General features: G+C 71.9%; 19 protein-coding genes and 1 pseudogene. 6 read left to right on the top strand and 14 right to left on the bottom strand.

The annotated features are described in order from the left end of the window. Positions 1–114: 114 nt before the first annotated feature. Positions 115–1,497 (bottom strand): annotated as a pseudogene (locus ABZZ04_RS36165) (glycoside hydrolase family 6 protein); the annotation flags it as partial. A gap of 717 nt (positions 1,498–2,214) precedes the next feature. Between ABZZ04_RS36165 and ABZZ04_RS36160 the strand changes: the two are divergent. After that, complete coding sequence (locus tag ABZZ04_RS36160; RefSeq protein WP_356936481.1) at positions 2,215–3,312, top strand: MerR family transcriptional regulator; 1,098 nt, start codon at positions 2,215–2,217, stop codon at positions 3,310–3,312. Positions 3,313–3,430: 118 nt separating this feature from the next. Here the strand turns inward: ABZZ04_RS36160 and ABZZ04_RS36155 are convergent, their stop codons facing one another. From ABZZ04_RS36155 to ABZZ04_RS36135, 5 genes are all read right to left on the bottom strand, one after another. Continuing rightward, a complete protein-coding gene (locus tag ABZZ04_RS36155) occupies positions 3,431–3,589 on the bottom strand; it encodes a hypothetical protein (RefSeq protein ID WP_356936480.1) in 159 nt (52 codons plus the stop codon). Positions 3,590–3,655: 66 nt separating this feature from the next. Beyond that, positions 3,656–4,606, bottom strand: coding sequence for a cytochrome c oxidase assembly protein (locus ABZZ04_RS36150; RefSeq protein WP_356936479.1), 951 nt, complete (start codon positions 4,604–4,606; stop codon positions 3,656–3,658). Positions 4,607–4,717: 111 nt separating this feature from the next. After that, the gene (locus ABZZ04_RS36145; RefSeq protein WP_356936478.1) at positions 4,718–5,746 is read right to left on the bottom strand and encodes a 6-phosphofructokinase; all 1,029 of its coding nucleotides are present in this window, start codon (positions 5,744–5,746) and stop codon (positions 4,718–4,720) included. A gap of 143 nt (positions 5,747–5,889) precedes the next feature. Beyond that, a complete protein-coding gene (locus ABZZ04_RS36140; protein WP_148837870.1) occupies positions 5,890–6,618 on the bottom strand; it encodes a glutamine amidotransferase in 729 nt (242 codons plus the stop codon). A gap of 34 nt (positions 6,619–6,652) precedes the next feature. After that, positions 6,653–7,891 carry a MurT ligase domain-containing protein gene (locus tag ABZZ04_RS36135; RefSeq protein ID WP_148837871.1) on the bottom strand — a complete coding sequence of 413 codons (1,239 nt, stop codon included), beginning with the start codon at positions 7,889–7,891 and terminating at the stop codon, positions 6,653–6,655. A gap of 114 nt (positions 7,892–8,005) precedes the next feature. Between ABZZ04_RS36135 and def the strand changes: the two genes are divergently transcribed. Beyond that, the gene (gene def / locus ABZZ04_RS36130; RefSeq protein WP_356936477.1) at positions 8,006–8,554 is read left to right on the top strand and encodes a peptide deformylase; all 549 of its coding nucleotides are present in this window, start codon (positions 8,006–8,008) and stop codon (positions 8,552–8,554) included. A gap of 17 nt (positions 8,555–8,571) precedes the next feature. Here the strand turns inward: def and ABZZ04_RS36125 are convergent, their stop codons facing one another. Continuing rightward, positions 8,572–9,222 carry a TetR family transcriptional regulator gene (locus tag ABZZ04_RS36125; RefSeq protein WP_356936476.1) on the bottom strand — a complete coding sequence of 217 codons (651 nt, stop codon included), beginning with the start codon at positions 9,220–9,222 and terminating at the stop codon, positions 8,572–8,574. 173 nt (positions 9,223–9,395) lie between these two features. Between ABZZ04_RS36125 and ABZZ04_RS36120 the strand changes: the two genes are divergently transcribed. Then, positions 9,396–10,625, top strand: coding sequence for an acyl-CoA dehydrogenase family protein (locus ABZZ04_RS36120; protein WP_356936475.1), 1,230 nt, complete (start codon positions 9,396–9,398; stop codon positions 10,623–10,625). A 110-nt stretch (positions 10,626–10,735) separates the two neighbouring features. Here the strand turns inward: ABZZ04_RS36120 and ABZZ04_RS36115 are convergent, their stop codons facing one another. From ABZZ04_RS36115 to ABZZ04_RS36105, 3 genes are all read right to left on the bottom strand, one after another. Next, on the bottom strand, positions 10,736–11,224 hold the full coding sequence (locus ABZZ04_RS36115; protein WP_356936474.1) for a glutathione peroxidase: 489 nt from the start codon (positions 11,222–11,224) through the stop codon (positions 10,736–10,738). Between the two features lie 304 nt (positions 11,225–11,528). After that, positions 11,529–12,080 (bottom strand): GNAT family N-acetyltransferase, encoded by a 552-nt coding sequence (locus ABZZ04_RS36110; protein ID WP_356936473.1) that lies wholly within the window; start codon positions 12,078–12,080, stop codon positions 11,529–11,531. Between the two features lie 68 nt (positions 12,081–12,148). Continuing rightward, positions 12,149–12,730, bottom strand: a complete 582-nt coding sequence (locus tag ABZZ04_RS36105; protein ID WP_356936472.1) for an XRE family transcriptional regulator — start codon at positions 12,728–12,730, stop codon at positions 12,149–12,151. A 160-nt stretch (positions 12,731–12,890) separates the two neighbouring features. On the opposite strand from ABZZ04_RS36105, the gene ABZZ04_RS36100 reads away from it, so the two are divergent. After that, positions 12,891–13,325: a hypothetical protein gene (locus ABZZ04_RS36100; protein WP_356936471.1), complete on the top strand. Its 435-nt coding sequence runs from the start codon at positions 12,891–12,893 to the stop codon at positions 13,323–13,325. A 27-nt stretch (positions 13,326–13,352) separates the two neighbouring features. On the opposite strand, the gene ABZZ04_RS36095 is transcribed toward ABZZ04_RS36100, so the two are convergent. Together ABZZ04_RS36095 and ABZZ04_RS36090 are read right to left on the bottom strand one after the other, a co-directional pair. After that, the gene (locus tag ABZZ04_RS36095) at positions 13,353–14,798 is read right to left on the bottom strand and encodes a DUF2252 domain-containing protein (protein WP_356936470.1); all 1,446 of its coding nucleotides are present in this window, start codon (positions 14,796–14,798) and stop codon (positions 13,353–13,355) included. 206 nt (positions 14,799–15,004) lie between these two features. Then, positions 15,005–15,709, bottom strand: coding sequence for a hypothetical protein (locus ABZZ04_RS36090; protein ID WP_356936469.1), 705 nt, complete (start codon positions 15,707–15,709; stop codon positions 15,005–15,007). Between the two features lie 68 nt (positions 15,710–15,777). On the opposite strand from ABZZ04_RS36090, the gene ABZZ04_RS36085 reads away from it, so the two are divergent. After that, positions 15,778–16,026 (top strand): DUF6011 domain-containing protein, encoded by a 249-nt coding sequence (locus ABZZ04_RS36085; RefSeq protein ID WP_356936468.1) that lies wholly within the window; start codon positions 15,778–15,780, stop codon positions 16,024–16,026. A 32-nt stretch (positions 16,027–16,058) separates the two neighbouring features. On the opposite strand, the gene ABZZ04_RS36080 is transcribed toward ABZZ04_RS36085, so the two are convergent. Both ABZZ04_RS36080 and ABZZ04_RS36075 read right to left on the bottom strand, forming a co-directional pair. Continuing rightward, entirely contained in the window at positions 16,059–16,931 is an 873-nt protein-coding gene (locus ABZZ04_RS36080; protein ID WP_356936467.1) for an acyl-CoA thioesterase II, read from the bottom strand. Between the two features lie 46 nt (positions 16,932–16,977). Further along, positions 16,978–19,551 carry a DUF3516 domain-containing protein gene (locus ABZZ04_RS36075; RefSeq protein WP_356936466.1) on the bottom strand — a complete coding sequence of 858 codons (2,574 nt, stop codon included), beginning with the start codon at positions 19,549–19,551 and terminating at the stop codon, positions 16,978–16,980. A 79-nt stretch (positions 19,552–19,630) separates the two neighbouring features. Between ABZZ04_RS36075 and ABZZ04_RS36070 the strand changes: the two genes are divergently transcribed. Continuing rightward, complete coding sequence (locus tag ABZZ04_RS36070) at positions 19,631–20,422, top strand: metal-dependent hydrolase (protein ID WP_148837881.1); 792 nt, start codon at positions 19,631–19,633, stop codon at positions 20,420–20,422. The last annotated feature ends 123 nt before the right edge of the window (positions 20,423–20,545 follow it).

The raw sequence follows: 20,545 nt of genomic DNA, 5'->3' as shown, positions 1-20,545 counted from the left end.
GGGGGGACCGTGACGTGTTCTCCCCCCCCCCCCGCCCGCGCGGACGGCGAGAGGGGAAGCCCGGTCAGCCGGCGCAGCCACCCGACGGGGACGACGCGCCCGGGGTCACGCGCTCCCGCCGCCCAGCGGCGGGTGGGCGTTGCGCACCAGTTCCTGGAACTGGGCGGAGAACCAGTGGCCCGCGAGCGGGGAGTCCGGCAGGGCCCCGGACAGGTTGTAGCCGTTGCGGCCGTTCCCGGTGTACGTCGGATCGCACATCCGGTCGAAGCCCTTGCCCTCGTCGTTGTCGATGGGCCGGCTGTTGCCGTCCGACTCGCCCGGCGGCTTCGCCCAGACATAGGCGTCGATGCCCGGCTCGGGGGCGGCGGTCGGCCGTTCGCCGATGCCCGCACCGCTCTGGTTGCACCAGTTGCCGGCGTGGATGCGCCGGTCCACCCGGCCGCCGTCGACATAGGCGTCCACGCCGGTCAGCGGGCCCGCCGAGGTGGGCCGGGCCGAGCCGCCCCAGCCGTTGCGGGCCGTGTCGATCAGCATGCCGATGTCCGGGGCGAAGCCCTGGCGCACCAGTTCGGTGCGCAGCGCCTGCGCGAACGACAGCTCGTCGGCGTAGTAGTTCCAGTCCACCCACTTGGACTGGCGCACCGTCGTCCCGTTCACCGCGTCGGTGACCTTGAAGTAGGGCTCCTTCAGGGCCGAGTAGTTGGCCGTGTTCACGATGAACCCGTGCACGTCGGAGACCGTCGCCCCCTCCGTGGTGGCGGCCCTCTTGAACTCCTGCGCCGCCGGCACGAAGTTGGAGTCCCAGCCCAGCCAGCCGTGGTGGGCGGCGTCGACGTAGTTGTAGACGTTGGGGATCGCGCCCAGCGTGTGCAGGGCGTAACCGACCCCCTTCTCGTAGTTGCCGTTCGCCTTCATGGTCGCGCAGGCCTCGGTGGAGCCGTCCGAGCCGCCGGCGTTGGTCACCAGGTTCGGCAGCGAGTCCGGCTCGATGAGGGTGACGATGCGCAGGCCCGCGTAGGCCGGGTCGGCGAGGATGCCGGCGATGGGATCGATGTACTCGTTCTTGTACCGGTCGATCTCCGTGGGACCGAGTTCGCCGTTGGAGGCCAGCGCGGAGCAGTCCCGTCCCGGCAGGTCGTAGACGACCACCTGGAACAGGTCGGCGCCCTGCTCCAGCGCCGTGTCGAGGTGCTCGCGCAGCCCCTTCGCGTCCCCCGTGCCCTCGATGGCCGCGATGCGGTCCATCCAGACGAACGAGGGCTCGTCGGCGATGACGCCACCGCCCGGTTCGGCGGCGGCCCGGGCGGACCAGTCGGGATTCACATAGGGGGTGGCGCCCGCGTAGGGGTTGTCGACCCGGGCCGCGGCCGACGCGGGCGGGGGAAGGGCGACCGTCAGTGCCGCGCCCAGCGCGAGGGCGAGGAGTGCGGCCTGCCTCCGGCGTGAGGCGGCCGGCCTTCGGCGTGTCCCGTGCGAGGTGGTGCCTGTCCTTCTCATTGCGGCTCCATGTTTCTCTCGGGTGCCCGCGGGAGGTCGGCCCGCGGACCTGGGGGTGGTGCCGTACCGGGGCAACGGCTCGGGGTGCGCTGCCCCGCACCGGGCCCCGCCGGTGAGAGCGGTGGCCATCGGCGCGTCGTGGGGGAGAGGTGCCGGAAGAGGAGCGGCGTACAGGGGGTGCGCGCGGTGCGGAACGGGCCCCGGGGAGGCGGAACCCGGCGTTTCGGGGGTGCTCCCGAGGTCGGACACACGGTCGTCGCCGTGTGCGATTCTTGATTGTGGGAGCGCTCCCAAGGTGGCGTGGTGATGCGCACCTGTCAAGAGTTGAAGCGCAACCGCCTCACGGTCCCGCAGCGGGCCGGGGCCGGACGGGAACGGCCCCGCGGCGTGCAACCGCAGGTGACGGCCGGTGTGCCGGAAACCGGAGAAGAGTGTTCCGTCCGTGCCGGGCCGGCCGGTCCGCGAAACGGCGAACGTCCCCTTCGCCGACGGGTGAAGGGGACGGATGAACGGATCCGTCCCGGGACGGTGGGGAAGAGATCACGGCCCCGGGACCGGTGGGTGCGTGTGCCGCGGTGCCGCGTGCTTGCGGCCGGTGCCCGTGGTCATGCGCCGGGCGGGCGGTCGAGGCCGTCCCCTCCCGCCCGCCATCAGCCGGCTCTTGACCCTCACGTGACGTCAGGCCGCATAGTCGGACCCGTGGAAGATCACTGGACCGTGGGACGCGTGGCCGAGCTGGCAGGTGTGACCGTCCGCACGCTGCACCACTACGACGAGATCGGACTCGTGCGTCCTTCGGCGCGGACCGCGGCCGGGTACCGGGCCTACTCGGCGCGTGACGTGGAGCGGCTTCGGGAGGTGCTGGCCTACCGGCGGCTGGGCTTCGGTCTGCGCGAGGTCGCAGAACTGGTCGGCGACCCGTCGGCCGACGCGGTCGCGCACCTGCGCCGACTGCGCGGCCTGCTGCTGGAGCGACGTGACCGCGCCGACGCCATGGTGGCGGCCATCGACAGGGAACTCGGGGCACGGGCGAAGGGACTGGCAGTGACACCGGAGAAGCAACTGGAGATGCTCGGCGCGCGACTGTACGACGCGATCGGCGGCGCTTACACCGCGACCCGGCGTACCGACCCCCGGATCGCCGCACAGATCCTGGACGCGCTCGGGGACGCGCAGCGGGTGCTGAACGTCGGGGCCGGCACCGGTTCCTACGAACCCGCCGACCGTGACGTGACCGCGGTGGAGCCGTCGGCGGTCATGCGGGGGCAGCGGCCCGCCGGCTCGGCGCCGTGCGTGGCCGCCGCCGCGGAGAGCCTGCCGTTCGAGGACCGGTCCTTCGACGTCGCGATGGCCGTCTCCACCGTTCACCACTGGAGGGACCCGCGGGCGGGGCTGCGCGAGATGCGACGAGTGGCCCGTCGTGTGGTGGTGCTCACGTTCGACACCGACGAGCCCGGGTGGCAGGACCGGTTCTGGCTCACCCGCGACTACCTGCCCGAGTTCGCCGCCGTCCTCGCGGGATTTCCCTCGCTCGCCGGGATGGCCGATGCGATCGGCGCCCGCGCCGAGCCGGTACCCGTCCCGTGGGACTGCGCCGACGGCCTGTTCGAGGCGTACTGGCGCCGGCCGGGAGCGTATCTGGAGGATCGTGTGCGCCGGGCGATGTCGGTGTGGACGAGGGTCGGGCCACAGGCCGAGCAGCGGGCGGTGCGAAGCCTGGGCGACGACCTCGAATCCGGCCGGTGGGCCGAACGCAACGGCGGCCTCGCGGACCTCGACGCGGCAGATCTCGGACTCCGCCTGCTCGTGTCCTGAACGGACACCGGCCGCGACCGGGGCGCGCAGCGGGCCGGCCGCCCACATCGGCGCCGGGCCCTTCGGCTCCTCGGCGAGTCCCCCGTACGCCTCGGCCCCGGTCGCTCCCGGGGCCGTCTCAGGACTCGCGCGTCGCGGCCATTCCCAGGGTGATCAGGCCGAGCACGACCCAGCCGAACCAGAGCCAGCCGCTGCTCCCCAGCGCCACCGTGTACGCGGTGACCACCACCAGGGCTCCCAGCGTGAGCACTCCCATGGCCTTCGTGGATCCGGACATGCCCGCACCCTCCTCGTCGGCCGGACGGCCGTGGATGCCATCGTCACCCCTGAGGCGTGTCCACCGCTACCGTCCGCGCGCCTGCAAAGAGGCGAGATAGGCGTTGTACGCCTCCAGCTCCTGGTCACCGTTGCGCTCCGCCGCCCGGTCGGAGCGCTTCGCCGTCCGCTGCTCGGAGCGGTACCACTGGAAGACCAGCGCGATCAGCACCAGCACCGACGGGATCTCGCTGAAGGCCCAGGCGATGCCGCCCGCCCAGTTCTGGTCGCTCAGCGCGTCGATGCCGAGCGAGGCCGGCGGATGCTGGTACGTCTCCACCATCGGGGTGGACGCCATCATCAGCGCGATGCCGAAGAACGCGTGGAACGGCATACCGGCGAACAGCTCCAGCATCCGCATGACGTAACCGGGCCGGTGCGGCCCCGGGTCGACGCCCATGATCGGCCAGAAGAACACCAGGCCGACCGCGAGGAAGTGCACCATCATCGCGATGTGACCGGTCTTCGAACCCATCAGGAAGTCGAAGAGCGGGGTGAAGTACAGCGCGTACAGGCTGGCGATGAAGATCGGGATCGTGAAGGCCGGATGCGTGATGACCCTCATGTACCGGCTGTGCAGCAGCATGAGCAGCAGCTCGCGCGGGCCGGTGCGGCCGCGGCCGGCGACCGGCAGCGCGCGCAGGGCCAGGGTCACCGGGGCCCCCAGCAGCAGCAGGATCGGCGACAGCATGCTGATCACCATGTGCTGCACCATGTGCACGCTGAACATGACCATGCCGTAGTCGTTCAGCCTGGTGCACATCACCAGGGCGATGCTCAGCACGCCGACGACGAAGAAGACGATCCGGCCGACCGGCCACTCGTCCCCGCGTCTGCGCAGCCGCACCACGGCGTACCCGTACAGGGCCAGGCCCAGCACACAGCCGATGAGGAAGAACGGGTCGGCGGAGAATTGAAGCCCCCGTCCCAGCGTGAACGGCGGCAGGTCCATGTTCATGCCGTGCCCGCTGTGGTCCATCTGTTCACTCCCGCTGGGGACGTCCCCGTTTCGCGCCGGTTGTCCCGACCAGAGTAGAACCGCCCCCGGCCGCGGTTGCGGCCGGGGGCGGTCCCGGGGACGGGGCGTCGCTCAGAGCACGCACTCCGCCTCGGCGTACCGCTCCGCCGGAACCGTCTTCAGGGTCTCCACGGCCTGGTTCAGCGGCACCATCACGATGTCCGTGCCGCGCAGCGCCGTCATCATGCCGAACTCACCGCGGTGCGCGGCCTCCACCGCGTGCCAGCCGAAGCGGGTGGCGAGCACCCGGTCGTACGCGGTCGGCGTGCCGCCGCGCTGCACGTGGCCGAGGATCACCGGGCGGGCCTCCTTGCCCAGCCGCTGCTCCATCTCGATGGAGAGCCGCGTGGCCATGCCGGCGAAGCGCTCGTGCCCGTAGATGTCCTTGCTGCCCTGCTCGACCTCCATGGACGAGCCCGCGCGCGGCTTCGCGCCCTCGGCGACGACCACGATCGCGAACTTCTTCCCGGCCGAGAAGCGCTTGCCGACCACCTCGGTCAGCTCGTCTATGTCGAAGGGGCGCTCCGGCACCACGATGGCGTGCGCACCGGCCGCCATGCCCGAGTGCAGGGCGATCCAGCCGGTGTGGCGGCCCATGACCTCGACGATGAGCACCCGCTGGTGGGACTCGGCGGTGGTCTTGAGCCGGTCGAGCGCCTCGGTGGCGACACCGACGGCGGTGTCGAAGCCGAAGGTCACGTCGGTGGACGCGATGTCGTTGTCGATGGTCTTGGGCACACCGACGATCGGCAGGCCCGCCTCGGACAGCAGGTGCGCCGCCTTCAGCGTGCCCTCGCCGCCGATCGGGATGATCGCGTCGAGACCGAGGTCGGAGACATGGCCCCGGGCCTGCTCGACGCCGCCGCGCAGATGGGCGGGCTGGACCCGGGAGGAGCCGAGGATCGTGCCGCCGCGGGCGAGGATGCCGCCGACCGCGTCGAGATCGAGCCTGCGGTAGTCGCACTCCAGCAGGCCCTTCCACCCGTCGTGGAAGCCGATGACCTCGTCGCCGTGGTCGACCACCGCGCGATGTACGACGGAACGGATGACGGCGTTGAGGCCGGGGCAGTCGCCGCCGGAGGTGAGAACACCAATTCGCATTGCCCGGGAAACCTTTGCAACGTGGGCCGACGACCGGACCCCGTCGTCCGGCTGGTTCCCCGCCACCCTACCGGCGCAGGGTGGCGGGACCGAACCGGGCGTCCACCTGCTGGAATCTGCTCAGACGAGCGAATTCGGCCTCATCAGGCGGGCTGTGTCGCGGACGCGATGCGCTCGGCGCGCAGCGCCTCGTACCAGCGGTCGTCCGTAGGCGGCAGGGCGTTCACATCGAGGGCCAGCTTCAGCAGCAGGTCCGCGATCTGCGGGTTGCGCGCCATGACGGGGCCGTGCATGTACGTGCCGAAGACGGTGTCGTTGTACGCGCCCTCGGTGCCGTCGCCGGTGCCGTTGCCCCGGCCGAGCTTCACCCGGGCGAACGGCCTTGCCGTCGGGCCGAGATGGGTGACGCCCTGGTGGTTCTCGAAACCGGTCAGCGGAGGCAGGCCGAGGTTCGGGTCGATGTCGGCCAGCACGTCACCGACGCACCGGGCCCCCTCGCCGCGGGTGGAGACCACGTCGAGCAGTCCGAGACCGGGCTCGCGCTCGCCGAGGTCGTTGATGAACTCGTGCCCGAGGATCTGATAGCCGGCGCAGACCGAGAAGATGATCGCGCCGTTGGACGCGGCCCGGCTGAGCCCGCCGTCGCGGCGCAGCCGCTCCGCGGCCAGGCGCTGCGGCCGGTCCTCGCCCCCGCCGATCAGGTAGATGTCGCCGGACGTCGGCACCGGCTGGTCGCTGCGCACGTCGACGCGCTGCACGTCGAGCCCGCGCTGCCGGGCCCGGCGCTCCACCACCAGCGCGTTGCCCTGGTCGCCGTAGGTGCTGAGGAGGTCGGGGTAGACCCAGACCAGACGCAGACCGTTGTTGCTCATGCTTCGTCCTCTCCGGAGGTGGCCGGGGCCGGGGTCAGTTGCCGACACGACGGCGCAGATCCTGGAAGGCGGTGTAGTTGGCGATGACCTCGATACGGCCGGGCGGGGCCTGCTGCACGGCCTCGTCGAGGGTCTCGCAGACCCGGAAGTCCAGACCGGCCACCTCGAGGCGGACCGCCAGGTCCAGCTTGCGGTCGCCGAGCACGAAGATCGGGTGACCGGCGAGCTGGGTGTAGTCCACGTCCCACAGCCAGGAGGTGTCCGTGCCGTCCGCGCCGCGGGCGTTGACGGAGAGGATCACCGGCGTCGGCGGCGGGTCGATCAGGGAGAACGTCTCCAGCCAGCCCGCCGGGTTCTTCGCCAGCAGCAGCCGCAGTTCACGGCCGAGGAAGGTCACCACGTCGTAGCGGCCGGCGACGGCCTGCACCTGGTACATCCGCTCCAGCGCGACCTGCGGCGGCACGCCGAAGACGGCGGCCACGGCGGCGGAGCTGGTGGCGTTGGCCTTGTTGGCGCGGCCGGGCAGCTGGAGATGGATCGGCCAGGCCGAGCCGTGCGGGTCCAGCACGTAGTCGCCGTGCAGCACCCAGCTCGGCGCGGGGCGGCGGAATCCGCACTCGCCGCAGAACCAGTCGTCGCCCGGACGCTGCATCACACCGCCGCAGGCGGGGCAGGACCAGGCGTCGTCCTTCCACGCCTGACCGGCCGCCACCCACACCACGTTGGGGGAGGAGGACGCCGCCCAGACGATCAGCGGGTCGTCGGCGTTGGCGACGATCACGGCCTTGGAGCCGGACAGTCCCTCACGCCACTTCTCCGCCAGCATCCGGGTCTCCGCCGCGCGGTCCAGCTGATCGCGGGAGAGGTTGAGCAGCGCGATCACCTTGGGCGTCGTGTCGCGGGCGACCCCGGCCAGATACTTCTCGTCGACCTCGATCACGCCGTACTGCGCGTCCGAGCCGCCGGCCAGCGCCGAGGTGATGCCCGCGGGCATGTTGGCGCCGAGCGCGTTCGACACCACCGGGCCGGCGGCCCGCAGTGCCTCGGCGATCAGCCGGGTGGTCGTCGTCTTGCCGTTCGTCGCCGACACGAGGATCACGTCCAGGTGCTGCGCCAGCCGCCCCAGCAGGTCGGGGTCGAGCTTGAGCGCCACCCGGCCGCCGATCACCGATCCGCTGCCGCGCCCCGCGGCGCGCGACACCGCCGCCGCGGCCCTGCCCGCCGTCACGGCCAGCTTGGCCCGTGGCGACAGCGGCTCCGTGTTGCCTGCCATCGTCCTAGATCCTCCTTGCATCGGTCCGTGCCCAGCCTATCGATGTCCGGCGCGACGGCCGCACCCTGGCACCGCCGGAAAGGCCGTGGCCACGCGGAACGTACGATTGCGGCCATGCGAAACCGCCCGATCCCCGGCAGTTCCGGCCTGATCCGCGCCATGAGTCTGCTCGGCGATCCGGTGCTGCACGGCGCCTGCGAGCCCGTCACGGACTTCGGCCCCACGCTCGCCCGGCTCGTCGAGGACATGTACGCCACCATGTACGCGGCCGAGGGGGTCGGCCTCGCGGCCAACCAGATCGGCGTTCCGCTGCGGGTGTTCGTCTACGACTGCCCGGACGACGAGGACGTCCGTCACCTCGGCCATCTCGTCAACCCGACGCTCGTCGAGGCGGACGGCATCACCGTACGCGGCCCGGAGGGCTGTCTGTCGCTGCCCGGCCTGGAGGCCGGCACCCCGCGCTTCGACCGCGCCGTCGTCGAGGGCTTCACGGTGGAGGGCGAGCCGGTGCGGATCACCGGCACCGGTTTCTTCGCGCGCTGCCTCCAGCACGAGTGCGACCACCTCGAAGGCACCGTCTACACGGACCGGTTGACCGGACTGCGCCGTCGCAGGGCGCTGCGTGCGGCCCGCCGGGCGCCCTGGGCGCGCACCACCGGCTGAGCGCCCGCCGGCCGGCCTCAGAAGCCCGGCCCGCCGGGCCGGTCCTGTGCGGCGGCCAGTCTGCCCCACAGCAGGTCCGCCAGGCTGCGCACCAACTGCTCGCGGGAGCAGGGGCGTTCGCCGAGCCACCAGTCGCCGGCCGCGTGCATCATGCCGACGATGCCGTGGCCCCAGATGCGGGCCGTGGTCTCGCTGTCCGGGCCGAGGTCCACCCGCTCGGCGATCACCAGGGCGAGTTCCTCGCCGAGCCGGCGCAGCAACGGCGCCGAGTGCCGCCCGACGTCGAACCCCTGCTCCGTCGCGGGGGCCGCGTCGTCGGCGGGGTGCATCAGGAATCGGTAGACCTGGGGGCGGGCCTCGATCGCCGCGAGGTAGGTGTCGAGCGTCGACTCGACGCGCTGCCGACGCTCGGCGGGGGCGTCGAGCGCGGCGCGCAGGGCGATCAGCAGGGCGTCGGTGTGGCGCTTGGCCAGGGCGCGGTAGAGGCCGCCCTTGTCGCCGAAGTGCCGGTAGAGGATGGGCTTGGTGATCCCGGCCTCCGTGGCGATGGCGTTCATCGAGGCGCCGGGACCGTCCCTGAGCACCACGCGGTCGGCGGCTTCGAGCAGCTCGCGACGGCGGTTTTCGGCCGCCGTCCGTTGGCGCTCGGCCTGTCGTGTGGTCTCCATGTCGCTTCTCCCCGCCCTGACCGTGCCATTACGTCCTGCCTGCGCAACGTAACACTCTGCCCAGGGGGGCGCGGATCGGAAGCAGTGTGGTTGACAGAGGCTACTTGTCGGTAACAGACTGCGGTTACCGCAAGTAACGAGTGGTTTTTTCACGGCAGTACGTGGAGGGGAACATGGCGGAGTTCACGCTCGAACTCAACGACGACCAGAAGCAGGTCCGTGACTGGCTTCACGGCTTCGCCGCGGATGTGATCCGGCCGGCGGCCTCGGAGTGGGACGAGCGTGAGGAGACGCCCTGGCCCGTCATCCAGGAGGCGGCCAAGGTCGGCATCTACTCCCTCGACTTCTACGCCCAGCAGTTCTTCGACCCCACGGGCCTGGGCATCCCGATGGCGATGGAGGAGCTCTTCTGGGGCGACGCGGGCATCGCCCTGTCGATCGTCGGGACGGGCCTCGCGGCCGTGGGCGTCCTGGCCAACGGCACCGAGGAGCAGATAGGCACCTGGATCCCGCAGATGTACGGCGACGCCAGTGACGTCAAGGTCGCCGCCTTCTGCTCCTCCGAGCCGGACGCGGGCTCCGACGTCGCCTCGATGCGCACCCGCGCGGTGTACGACCAGGCCAAGGACGAGTGGGTGCTGAACGGCACGAAGACCTGGGCGACCAACGGCGGCATCGCCAACGTCCATGTGGTCGTCGCCGTGGTCGACCCCGAGCTGGGCTCCAAGGGGCACGCCTCGTTCATCGTGCCGCCGAACACCCCCGGCCTCTCCCAGGGCCAGAAGTTCAAGAAGCACGGCATCCGCGCCTCGCACACCGCCGAGGTGGTCCTGGAGGACGTCCGCGTCCCCGGCCACTGCCTGCTCGGCGGCAAGGACAAGCTCGACCAGCGTCTGGCCCGGGCCCGCGAGCGTGCCGCGGCCGGTGGCGGCGAGCGGGTGAAGAACGCCGCGATGGCCACCTTCGAGGCGTCCCGCCCCGCGGTCGGAGCCATGGCCGTGGGCACCGCCCGCGCGGCGTACGAGGTCGCGCTGGACTACGCGAAGACCCGCACCCAGTTCGGCCGCCCGATCATCGACAACCAGGGCGTCGCCTTCCAGCTCGCCGACATGCGGACGCAGATCGACGCGGCCCGGCTGCTGGTCTGGCGCGCCTCGTGGATGGCGACCACCGGCAAGCCCTTCACCTCGGCCGAGGGCTCCATGTCCAAGCTGTACGCGAGCGAGACGGCGAAGAAGGTCACCGCCCAGGCCGTCCAGATCCTCGGCGGCAACGGCTTCACCCGCGAGTACCCGGTGGAGCGGATGCACCGGGACGCGGCGATCTACACGATCTTCGAGGGCACGAGCGAGATCCAGCGCCTGGTCATCGCCCGCACCCTGTCGGGCATGCCGATCCGCTGACGCGGGACGGGGCGGGGCGGACGGCCCCGCCCCGTCGTCGGCCGCCGGGGACGGGACGGCCGACGGCCGGGCCCGGCCGGGAAGTCCGGCCGGGCCCGCGACGGAACGGGTCAGGCGGGCAGCTGGGCCTCGATGGCGGCGATCAGCTCCGGGGCCTCCGGCTCCACGCGCGGGCGCAGCCGGGCGACCGGCACGCCCGCCGGCGAGATGAGGAACTTCTCGAAGTTCCACTGGACGTCGCCCGCCTCGCCCTCCTCGTCCGCGAGGGCGGTCAGCTCGGTGTAGAGCGGGTGGCGCCCCTCACCGTTCACCTCGATCTTCTCCAGCAGCGGGAAGCTGACCCCGTACGTCGTCGAGCAGAAGGTCCGGATCTCCTCCGCGCTGCCCGGCTCCTGACCGGCGAACTGGTTGCACGGGACGCCGAGCACGGTGAAGCCGCGTTCCCTGTACGTGTTCTGGAGCCGCTCCAGACCCGCGTACTGCGGGGTGAGCCCGCACTTCGACGCGACGTTCACCAGCAGGACCGCCTGCCCGTCGTAGTCGGCCAGGGAAGTGGGTTCGCCGGTGAGGGTGCGCAGGGGAATGTCGTGCAGCGTCATGAGGGCCTCCTCGTAGGTGTGGCTACCGGCGGTCATTGTCGCGCCCCGGGACGGCCGGCACGAAACCGGTGGCGGGGCTGTTCGAATCCCGCACACGCCGCCGACCTGCGGGAGTCCGGACCCGCACCGGACGGGGCGTGCCCCCGACGGGCGACCCGTGACCGGATACGTGCCGGGCCGCCGGACGGCTCCGCGCGCGGGAACTCCTCCTGCCGGCCGGGGAGTCGGCCGCCCCGACAGTGCTCGTGACGGTCCCGACCGCCGGACCGCCGTCCGACGGCGGTCCGGCGGTCGGCGGTCCGGATCAAGAGCCGTCCCGCGCGGGTTCCGGCCGGGCGGGGCCGATGGCCTTGTAGTAGAGCGTGGTCGGCTTCAGGACCCCGGCCGGGTCGCCCGCGTAGTCCGGGATCGAACCGCACCGCGTCCAGCCCGCCGAACGGTAGAGCCGCTCGGCGGGGCTGCCGCTCTCGGTGTCCAGGACCAGCAGCGTGACGCCGGCGTCGGCGGCCGACCGCTCGGCGGCGTCGAGCAGCGACCGGCCGAGCCCCCGGCCGCGGGCCGACGAACGGACCATCAACTTGGCCACCTCCGCGCGATGACGGGCGTTGGGCAGCCGGGCCCGGGCCAGTGTGACGGTCCCGGCCACCCGCTCCGCGTCGAGGGCGAGCCAGACCTGGAGGAGACCGGCGTCGACGGCCTCGGCCCGCTCCCGCCACCAGGCGGCGGCCACGTCCCGGTCCAGCGGCGCGAGGAAACCCACCGACGAACCGCCGTCCACGGCGTCCATCAGCAGTGCGGCCAACTCGTCGGCGTAGGTGACCAGTTCGGGCCCGGACGCACAGACGATCCCGGTCATGGGCGGATTCCTTTCACGGTGTTCACGGGTGCCGCGGACCTCTTCCCGGCCGTCGAGTTGCCGGGCCGTCACGGCAGGACGATCATCAGCGCGTAGCGGACCGGCCCCGGCCCGGGGCAGTGGAAGTGCGAGGGGCCGCGCAGCCGGAAACGGAGACAGTCGCCGCTGCGCACCGTGTGCGCGGTGCCGTCGACGGTGATCTCGACCGTTCCCTCCAGCACCCAGACGTGCTGCTCCGTCCCCGGCACGGGCGCGTCCCCGTAGGCGATGGCGGCCCCCGCGTCGAGGGTGCCCTCGACGACCTCCGCGCGCAGACCGGCGTGCGGCGGCGAGACCGACCGGCGCACGAAGCCCGACTCCTCGTCCCGCCACACCGGTTGCCGTGCCGCGGGGACGAGTTGCGGGGCCTCCGCCTCCACCTCCAGCAGCAGCCGGGACATCGTCCGTCCGTAGACCGTGCACAACCTGCCGAGCAGGGACGCCGTCGGGCTCAACTCGCCGCGCTCCAGCCGGGACAGCGTGGAACGGCTCACCCCGCTGTGCCGCGAGAGCTCGTCCAGCGACCAGCCGCGCTCGGCGCGCAGCCCGCCCAGCCGGGCGGCCAGCCGGGCATCGACGGAGTCGGGCTCCATCTCCTCGGGTTCTCCCATGACGGAGACAATATCCCGGACTTGAGACGGATCGGGTCGTGGCGGCGCCGCGCGCCCCGGTCGTTCTGCCGAACGGGTGGCGACGTGCCAGGCTTGTCCCGGGAGGCCCCGGTGGCCCGACCCGGGCTGCCGGACTGCTCTGCTATCCGAGGAGGCCGAAATGGCCAGCACCGGTCACGCACCGGGAGCGGCGCCCGGCGTCACGAGTTCGCACCACCCCTTCCGGTTCGGCTGGACCGCTTTCGCGGCGGTCCTGATGATCTTCGGCGGGGCGATGACGATCTTCGAGGGCATCGCCGCCATCGCCAAGGACGACGTGTTCGTCGTCGCGCGCGACTACCTGTTCCGGTTCAACCTCACCGGTTGGGGCTGGATCCACCTCATCCTGGGCATCGTCATCCTCATCGCGGGTTGCGCGCTGTTCACCGGCGCCGCCTGGGCGCGCGTCGTCGGCATCGTGGTCGCGGGACTGTCGGCACTCGCCAACTTCCTGTGGCTGCCCCACTACCCGTTCTGGGCGCTGGTGCTCATCGCCATCAACGTCTTCATCATCTGGGCCCTGTGCGCGGACCCGTACAAGGAGAAAACCACTTAGCGGCGGGGAAGAGGCCGGCCGGGCGTCTCAGGACGCCTCGGCCGCCGGGAGCCGGCCCGCGCGCACCGCGTCGACGAGCGCCCGGTGGTCCCGCTCGTTGCGGTCGGCGTACTTCTCGGCGAAGCGCGCCACCGCCCGGTCGAACGCGGGCCCGCGCCCCAGGTACGCGGCGATGGCGATCCGGTCCCCGGAACGCGCGTGGGCCCGCGCCAGCGTGGCGCCGCACACCTCGCCGAACACCCGCATGCCGGACGGCACCATCTCCTCCGGCTCGACGATCCCCTTCCAGTCGCGCAACTGGCGCACGTAGAAGTCGCGACGCCGGCCGTCCAGGCCCTCCACCCGCTCCCAGCCGAGGAAGATGTCGCTCGCCGCCTGCATCATCCGCTGGCCCGAGACCACTCGCTCGCCCTGGTTGTCGCAGGAGGAGGCACCGGCATGGGGCGCGAGGACCGAGACGTCGGCCTCCTTGGCCTGGAGGAGGAGCGGGTCGTCGCCGTCCCGGCCGAGCATGAGGATGATCCAGCAGCGCGTGCCGACGCTGCCGACGCCGACCACCTTGCGCGCCATGTCCACGAACCGGAAGTCCGAGAGCAGGGCCCGCCGGTCCGAGGGCAGGCTGCGCCCGTAGCGGATGATCAGCCCGCGGAACAACTGCTGGATCGCGTCGCGCTCGACGTCCGGGAGCAGATCGGCCACCGGCACCAGCAGCGGCGGGTCCGCCGCGATGCGCGGCTGCCCGTCCACCGTCTCGGTGAGTTTGCCGAACGCCTGCAGACTGTCCCGGGTACGGGCCTTCGCCGCGGCCCGGTCCAGCCGTTTGCGGCCGCGCTTCGCCAGCTGCCCGGACGCCACCTCCTTGAGCCGGTCGATGTCGATCCGCGAGTACCAGACGTCGAGATTGCGCATGCCGGCGAACCGGCGCATCGACTCCCGATACGACCTCAGCGTGGTGAGCACGATGTCCGCGCGCTCCTTGTCCGTGAAGCCGTTCGCGCGGCCCGCGATGACGAAGCTGGTCGCCAGGCGCTTGACGTCCCATTCCCAGGGGCCGGGCAGCGTCTCGTCGAAGTCGTTGATGTCGAACAGGAGGTTCCGTTCCGGCGACGCCAGCAGCCGGAAGTTCAGCAGATGGGCGTCCCCGCACAGCTGGGCCCTGATCCCGCTGCTCGGCGTGGTGGCCAGGTCGGAGGCCATGATCGCGGCGGCACCCCGGTAGAAGCGGAACGGCGACTCGATCATCCGCCCGTAGCGGATCGGTACGAGCTCGGGCACCCTGGCGGCCGACTGGGTCTCGAGGATGCCCAGCGGATCGGGCCGGTCCGCCGGTGGTACGAACTCGGCGTGGCTCGAACGCGGGGTGTCCCGCCTGGCCGCCCTGCCGCGGGCCGCCCGCTGCTCGGGCGTCGCGTGCGGTGCGGTCCGGAGCAGCTGGTCCGGGTCCTGGGGCGTCGAGCCCGGGTCCTGGCGCATGGGGGACCCTCCTGCCGTTGCACGGGCGCCGCGCCGTACGGCGCCGGGACACGGGGCCGCGGGACGGACGCCTGCCCGGCAGGTGCCCGCGGTCCCTGAGTCCGATCATCGCGGCTCGACGGGCTTCCGGCATGCCGGGCCTCCCGGCCACGGCCGCCGGGAGGCCCGGGCGGCGCGACGACGCCACCGGTGCGCCACGGCCCGGCTCAGTTCCGCTTGTCGTCCCAGGGCGTGCCCAGCCAGCTGTCGAAGGTGGGGATCAGCGCCGCCAGCGCGGCCGCGAGCCGCCAGTCGACCCAGGACGAGTGGACGTGCACCTCGTTGCCGTCCGAGAGGAACTCCAGCGGAACCTCCCGGCCGGCCCGCCAGATGATGCGACGCGGCCCGCGCGCCACGTCACCGCCCCCGCTCAGGAGACTGCCCACGCCGATGGCCGTCTGGACGGGCAGCAGCAGCCACCACACGAACCACCAGAAGATCCGGCCCTTGAAACCGACCGCCTCCGGGCAGCCGGGCTGCGCCACCGTCCACCGGGTCCGCAGCCCCTTGCCGGAGAGGGCCTTCTCCCGCACGAGCGTGCCGATCGTCTCGCCCCCCGCGCCCAGCACCCGGTAGACGCAGACGCCGTCGGACGCGGACTCGGTGATCAGCGTGGCCAGCCGGTTCCGGCGCTCCGGGTCCGCCCACAGCACGAGGGAACGCGCCCCCGCCTTGCGGGCCGCCAGATACGCGGACACGCCGCCCGGCGGCAGCTCGCGCTCCACGTGCGCCACCTCCCGGCGCCTGCCGTCGGTCCCGTCGGTCGCCTTGACGACGTGACCGACGGGCGCGACCGCCCCCGGTACCGCGGCCCTCGCCCCGCCGCCCTTCTCGGGCCGCGTCACCGGCTTCATCGCCAGCACGTTGCTCACCAGGGAACCCCCTCCGTCGTGTACTCGGAAGTCGCACAGTAGACGGGTGCTCTGGGAAGATCGATTCCGTGGTGTCCGCCGAACTCTTCCCCGAGCCCCTCCCCGTCCCGGCCCCCGGCGCCGGGTCCGCATCCGAGGACGGCCCGGCCGCCCGGCGGCGGGTGGTGCGCTGCCGGCTGTGCGGCCGCCCGCTCACCGGCGCCGAGTCGCGCCGCACCGGACTCGGCCCCGCCTGCGACGCCAAACTGCACCCCGCGCCCCCGGACATCCGCACCCGCCGCCATGAGGTCGAGCAGGACCCGCTGCCCGGAGTCTGAAGCCCCGCCGCCCGACCTGCGAAGGGGTACGGCTACGAGCCCAGGGCCCGGAACAACCCCTCCTGCACCACGGACACCAGCAGATTGCCCGCGCGGTCGTAGATCCGGCCACGGGCCAGCCCCCGGCCACCGGTCGCGACCGGCGACTCCTGGTCGTACAGGAACCACTCGTCGGCCCGGAACGGCCGGTGGAACCACATCGCGTGGTCCAGGGACGCCATGTCGAAACCGCGCGGCCCCCACAGCGGCTCCACCGGGATGCGGACCGCGTCCAGCAGCGTCATGTCACTCGCGTACGTCAGCGCACAGGTGTGCACCAGCGGATCGTCGCCCAGCGGGCCGACCGCCCGCATCCACACCGCGCTGCGCGGATCGGAGCCCTTGACCTCCTCCTTCGTCCAGCGCAGCCGGTCGACGTACCTGATGTCGAAAGGCTGCCGCCGGGCCATCCGCTCCAGCGCCTCCGGCAGTACGCCCAGGTGCTCGCGCACCTCGTCGGCGACGGTCGGCAGCCCCTCCGGATCCGGGACCTCACGGGCGGGCGGCAGCTGGTGCTCGAACCCCGCCTCCTCCGGCCGGTGGAAGGACGCCGTCAGATTGAAGATCGTCCGGCCCTCCTGGACGGCCGTGACCCGGCGCGTGGTGAACGACCGGCCGTCCCGGACGCGCTCCACCTCGTAGACGATCGGCACCCCCGGCCGCCCCGGACGCAGGAAGTACGCGTGCAGCGAATGGACCGGGCGGTCGCCCCCGGTGGTCCGGCCGGCCGCCACCAGCGCCTGCCCGGCGACCTGTCCGCCGAAGACCCGTTGCAGGGACTCCTCGGGGCTGCGCCCCCGGAAGATGTTGACCTCGATCCGCTCCAGGTCCAGCAGGTCGACCAGGCGCTCGGCGGGGTTCGTCATGCGGTTCGTCTCCACTCTCGCTGCGGTGTCTCCACGGCGGACGCCCTCACAGCTGGCCCACGGAGGTGACCTTGACGACGGCCCGGCCCTCCTCGTCGGAAGCGGCCAGGTCGATCTCGGCGCTGATGCCCCAGTCGTGGTCGCCGTTCGGGTCGGCGAAGGCCTGCCGGACCCGCCACACCCCGTGCGCCGCGTCCTCCTCGATCTTCAGCAGCTTCGGACCGCGGGCGTCCGGGCCGGTGCCCAGCTCGTCGTACTCGTCCCAGTAGGCGTCCATCGCCTCGCCCCAGGCGTCCTCGTCCCAGCCCGCGTCGCCGTCCAGCTCGCCGAGCTCGCCGACCCGGTCCAGCGCGGCCAGCTCCACCCGGCGGAACATCGCGTTGCGCACCAGCACCCGGAAGGCGCGGGCGTTCGCCGTCACCGGCTTCACCTCGTCGGCCTTCTCCTGCGCCTGCTCGGCCGTCTCGATCTCCGGGTTGGCCAACTGCTCCCACTCGTCCAGGAGACTGGAGTCCACCTGACGGACCAGCTCGCCGAGCCAGGCGATCAGGTCCTCCAGGTCCTCGGACTTGAGGTCGTCCGGAATGGTGTGCTCCAGAGCCTTGTACGCGCTCGCCAGATAGCGCAGCACGATGCCCTCGGTACGGGCCAGCTCGTAGTGCGAGGTGAACTCCGTGAACGTCATGGCGCGTTCGTACATGTCACGGATCACGGACTTCGGCGACACCGGGTGGTCGCCCACCCAAGGGTGGCTCCTGCGGTACACGTCGTACGCGTGCCACAGCAGCTCGCTCAGCGGCTTCGGGTACGTGACCTCCTGGAGCAGCTCCATCCGCTCCTCGTACTCGACCCCGTCCGCCTTCATCTGCCCGACCGCCTCGCCGCGCGCCTTGTTCTGCTGCGCCGCGAGGATCTGCCGCGGATCGTCCAGCGTCGACTCGACGACGGAGACCATGTCCAGCGCGTACGAGGGGGAGTCCGGGTCCAGCAGGTCGAACGCGGCCAGCGCGAAGGTGGACAGCGGCTGGTTGAGCGCGAAGTCCTGCTGGAGGTCGACGGTGAGCCGGACGATGCGGCCCTCCGCGTCCGGCTCGTCGAGCTGCTCCACCACGCCGCCGTCCAGCAGCGAGCGGTAGATCGCGATGGCCCGGCGGATGTGCCGCAACTGCGCCCGGCGCGGCTCGTGGTTGTCCTCCAGCAGCCGCCGCATCGCCTCGAAGGCGTTGCCGGGGCGCGCGATCACGGACAGCAGCATGGTGTGCGTGACCCGGAAACGGGAGGTCAGCGGCTCCGGATCGGACTGGATCAGCTTGTCGAAGGTGGTCTCCGACCAGGCGACGAAGCCCTCGGGGGCCTTCTTGCGGACCACCTTGCGCTTCTTCTTCGGGTCGTCGCCGGCCTTCTTGACGGCCTTCTCGTTCTCGATGACGTGCTCGGGCGCCTGGGCCACCACGAAGCCCGCCGTGTCGAAACCGGCCCGGCCCGCCCGGCCCGCGATCTGGTGGAACTCCCGGGCCCGCAGCGTCCGCACCCGGGTCCCGTCGTACTTGGTGAGCGCCGTGAACAGCACCGTGCGGATGGGGACGTTGACGCCGACGCCGAGCGTGTCCGTACCGCAGATCACCTTCAGCAGGCCCGCCTGGGCGAGCTTCTCCACCAAGCGCCGGTACTTCGGCAGCATGCCCGCGTGGTGCACCCCGATGCCGTGCCGCACGTAGCGGGAGAGGTTCTTGCCGAACTTGGTGGTGAAGCGGAAGTTGCCGATCAGATCGGCGATCTTCTCCTTCTCCTCCTTGGTGCACATGTTGATGCTCATCAGCGACTGCGCCCGCTCGACGGCCGCGGCCTGGGTGAAGTGCACGATGTAGACCGGCGCCTGCCGGGTGTCCAGGAGCTCGGTGAGGGTCTCGGTGATCGGGGTCAGCCGGTACTCGTAGCTGAGCGGCACCGGCCGGGTCGCCGAGCGGATCACGGAGGTGGGGCGGCCGGTGCGCCGGGTCAGGTCCTCCTCGAACATCCGGACGTCGCCGAGCGTGGCCGACATCAGGACGAACTGGGCCTGCGGAAGCTCCAGCAGCGGGATCTGCCAGGCCCAGCCGCGGTCCTGCTCGGCATAGAAGTGGAACTCGTCCATCACGACCTGGCCGATGTCGGCGTACTTGCCGTCGCGCAGCGCGATGGAGGCCAGCACCTCGGCCGTGCAGCAGATCACCGGGGCGTCGGCGTTGACCGAGGCGTCACCGGTGAGCATGCCGACGTTCTCCGTGCCGAACAGCTTGCACAGGTCGAAGAACTTCTCCGAGACCAGCGCCTTGATCGGCGCGGTGTAGAAGGTGACCTTGTCCTGGGCCAGCGCGGTGAAGTGCGCGCCCGCCGCCACCAGACTCTTCCCGGAGCCGGTCGGGGTGGACAGGATCACGTTCGCACCGGAGACCACCTCGATCAGCGCCTCCTCCTGGGCCGGATAGAGGGAGATGCCCCGGCTCTCGGTCCATGACGAGAAAGCCTCGAAGAGGGCGTCGGGGTCGTCGGTCGGGGGCAGCTGATCGATAAGGGTCACGCCCCCATCTTGCCTGCCTTCCGCCCGGATGAGGGAACCGGACGACCGTATGAAGATCATGGGCGATACGCTGCCCACTCAACTCGGCCGTGCCACAACGGCAAACGGCGGCAGGACGATTTTGGGGGCGGGAAGCACCATGATGGGACCGGCACACTCGCTGTCAGGGGCGGCGGCCTGGCTGGGGGTGGGCGCCGCGGCCGCCGCCACGGGGCACGCGATGCCGTGGCCCGTCCTCGTCGTGGGCGCGCTCATCACCGCCGGAGCCGCGCTCGCCCCGGACCTCGACCACAAGTCCGCGACCATCTCGCGCGCCTTCGGACCGGTCTCGCGCGGGCTCTGCGAGATCGTCGACAAGCTCTCGCACGCCGTCTACAAGGCGACCAGGATGCGCGGCGACTCGCAGCGCAACGGCGGCCACCGGACTCTGACGCACACCTGGGTCTGGGCCGTCCTGATCGGCGCCGGGGCCTCCGCCGCGGCGGTCACCGGCGGCCGGTGGGCGGTCCTGGGGATCCTCTTCGTCCACCTGGTGCTGGCCGTCGAAGGACTGCTGTGGCGGGCCGCCCGGATGTCCAGCGACGTCCTGGTCTGGCTGCTCGGCGCGACCAGTGCCTGGATACTGGCGGGCGTCCTGGACGAGCCGGGCAACGGCTCGGACTGGCTGTTCACCGCCCCCGGCCAGGAGTACCTGTGGCTCGGGCTGCCGATCGTGCTCGGCGCCCTCGTCCACGACATCGGTGACGCGCTGACCGTATCGGGCTGCCCGATCCTGTGGCCCATCCCGATCGGCCGCAAGCGCTGGTACCCGGTCGGCCCGCCGAAGGCCATGCGGTTCCGGGCCGGCAGCTGGGTGGAGCTGAAGGTGCTGATGCCGGCCTTCATGGTGCTCGGGGGAGTGGGCGGGGCGGCGGCGCTGAACATCATCTGACGCAGCGGGTGCTGCACGGCGACGCGGGTGGGTGAGTACTTGCTCGCCGGGGGCGGCGGGGTGAGTGAGCGCTCACCTTCGTCGCGCCGGTGCGGGTAAGCACTCACCCACCCGCCTGTGCAT

Source organism: Streptomyces sp. NPDC006435 (genome assembly GCF_040612315.1).
GTDB lineage: Bacteria > Actinomycetota > Actinomycetes > Streptomycetales > Streptomycetaceae > Streptomyces.
Note: the sequence above shows the minus strand (reverse complement) of the source record. Positions and strands in the feature narration are given on the sequence as shown.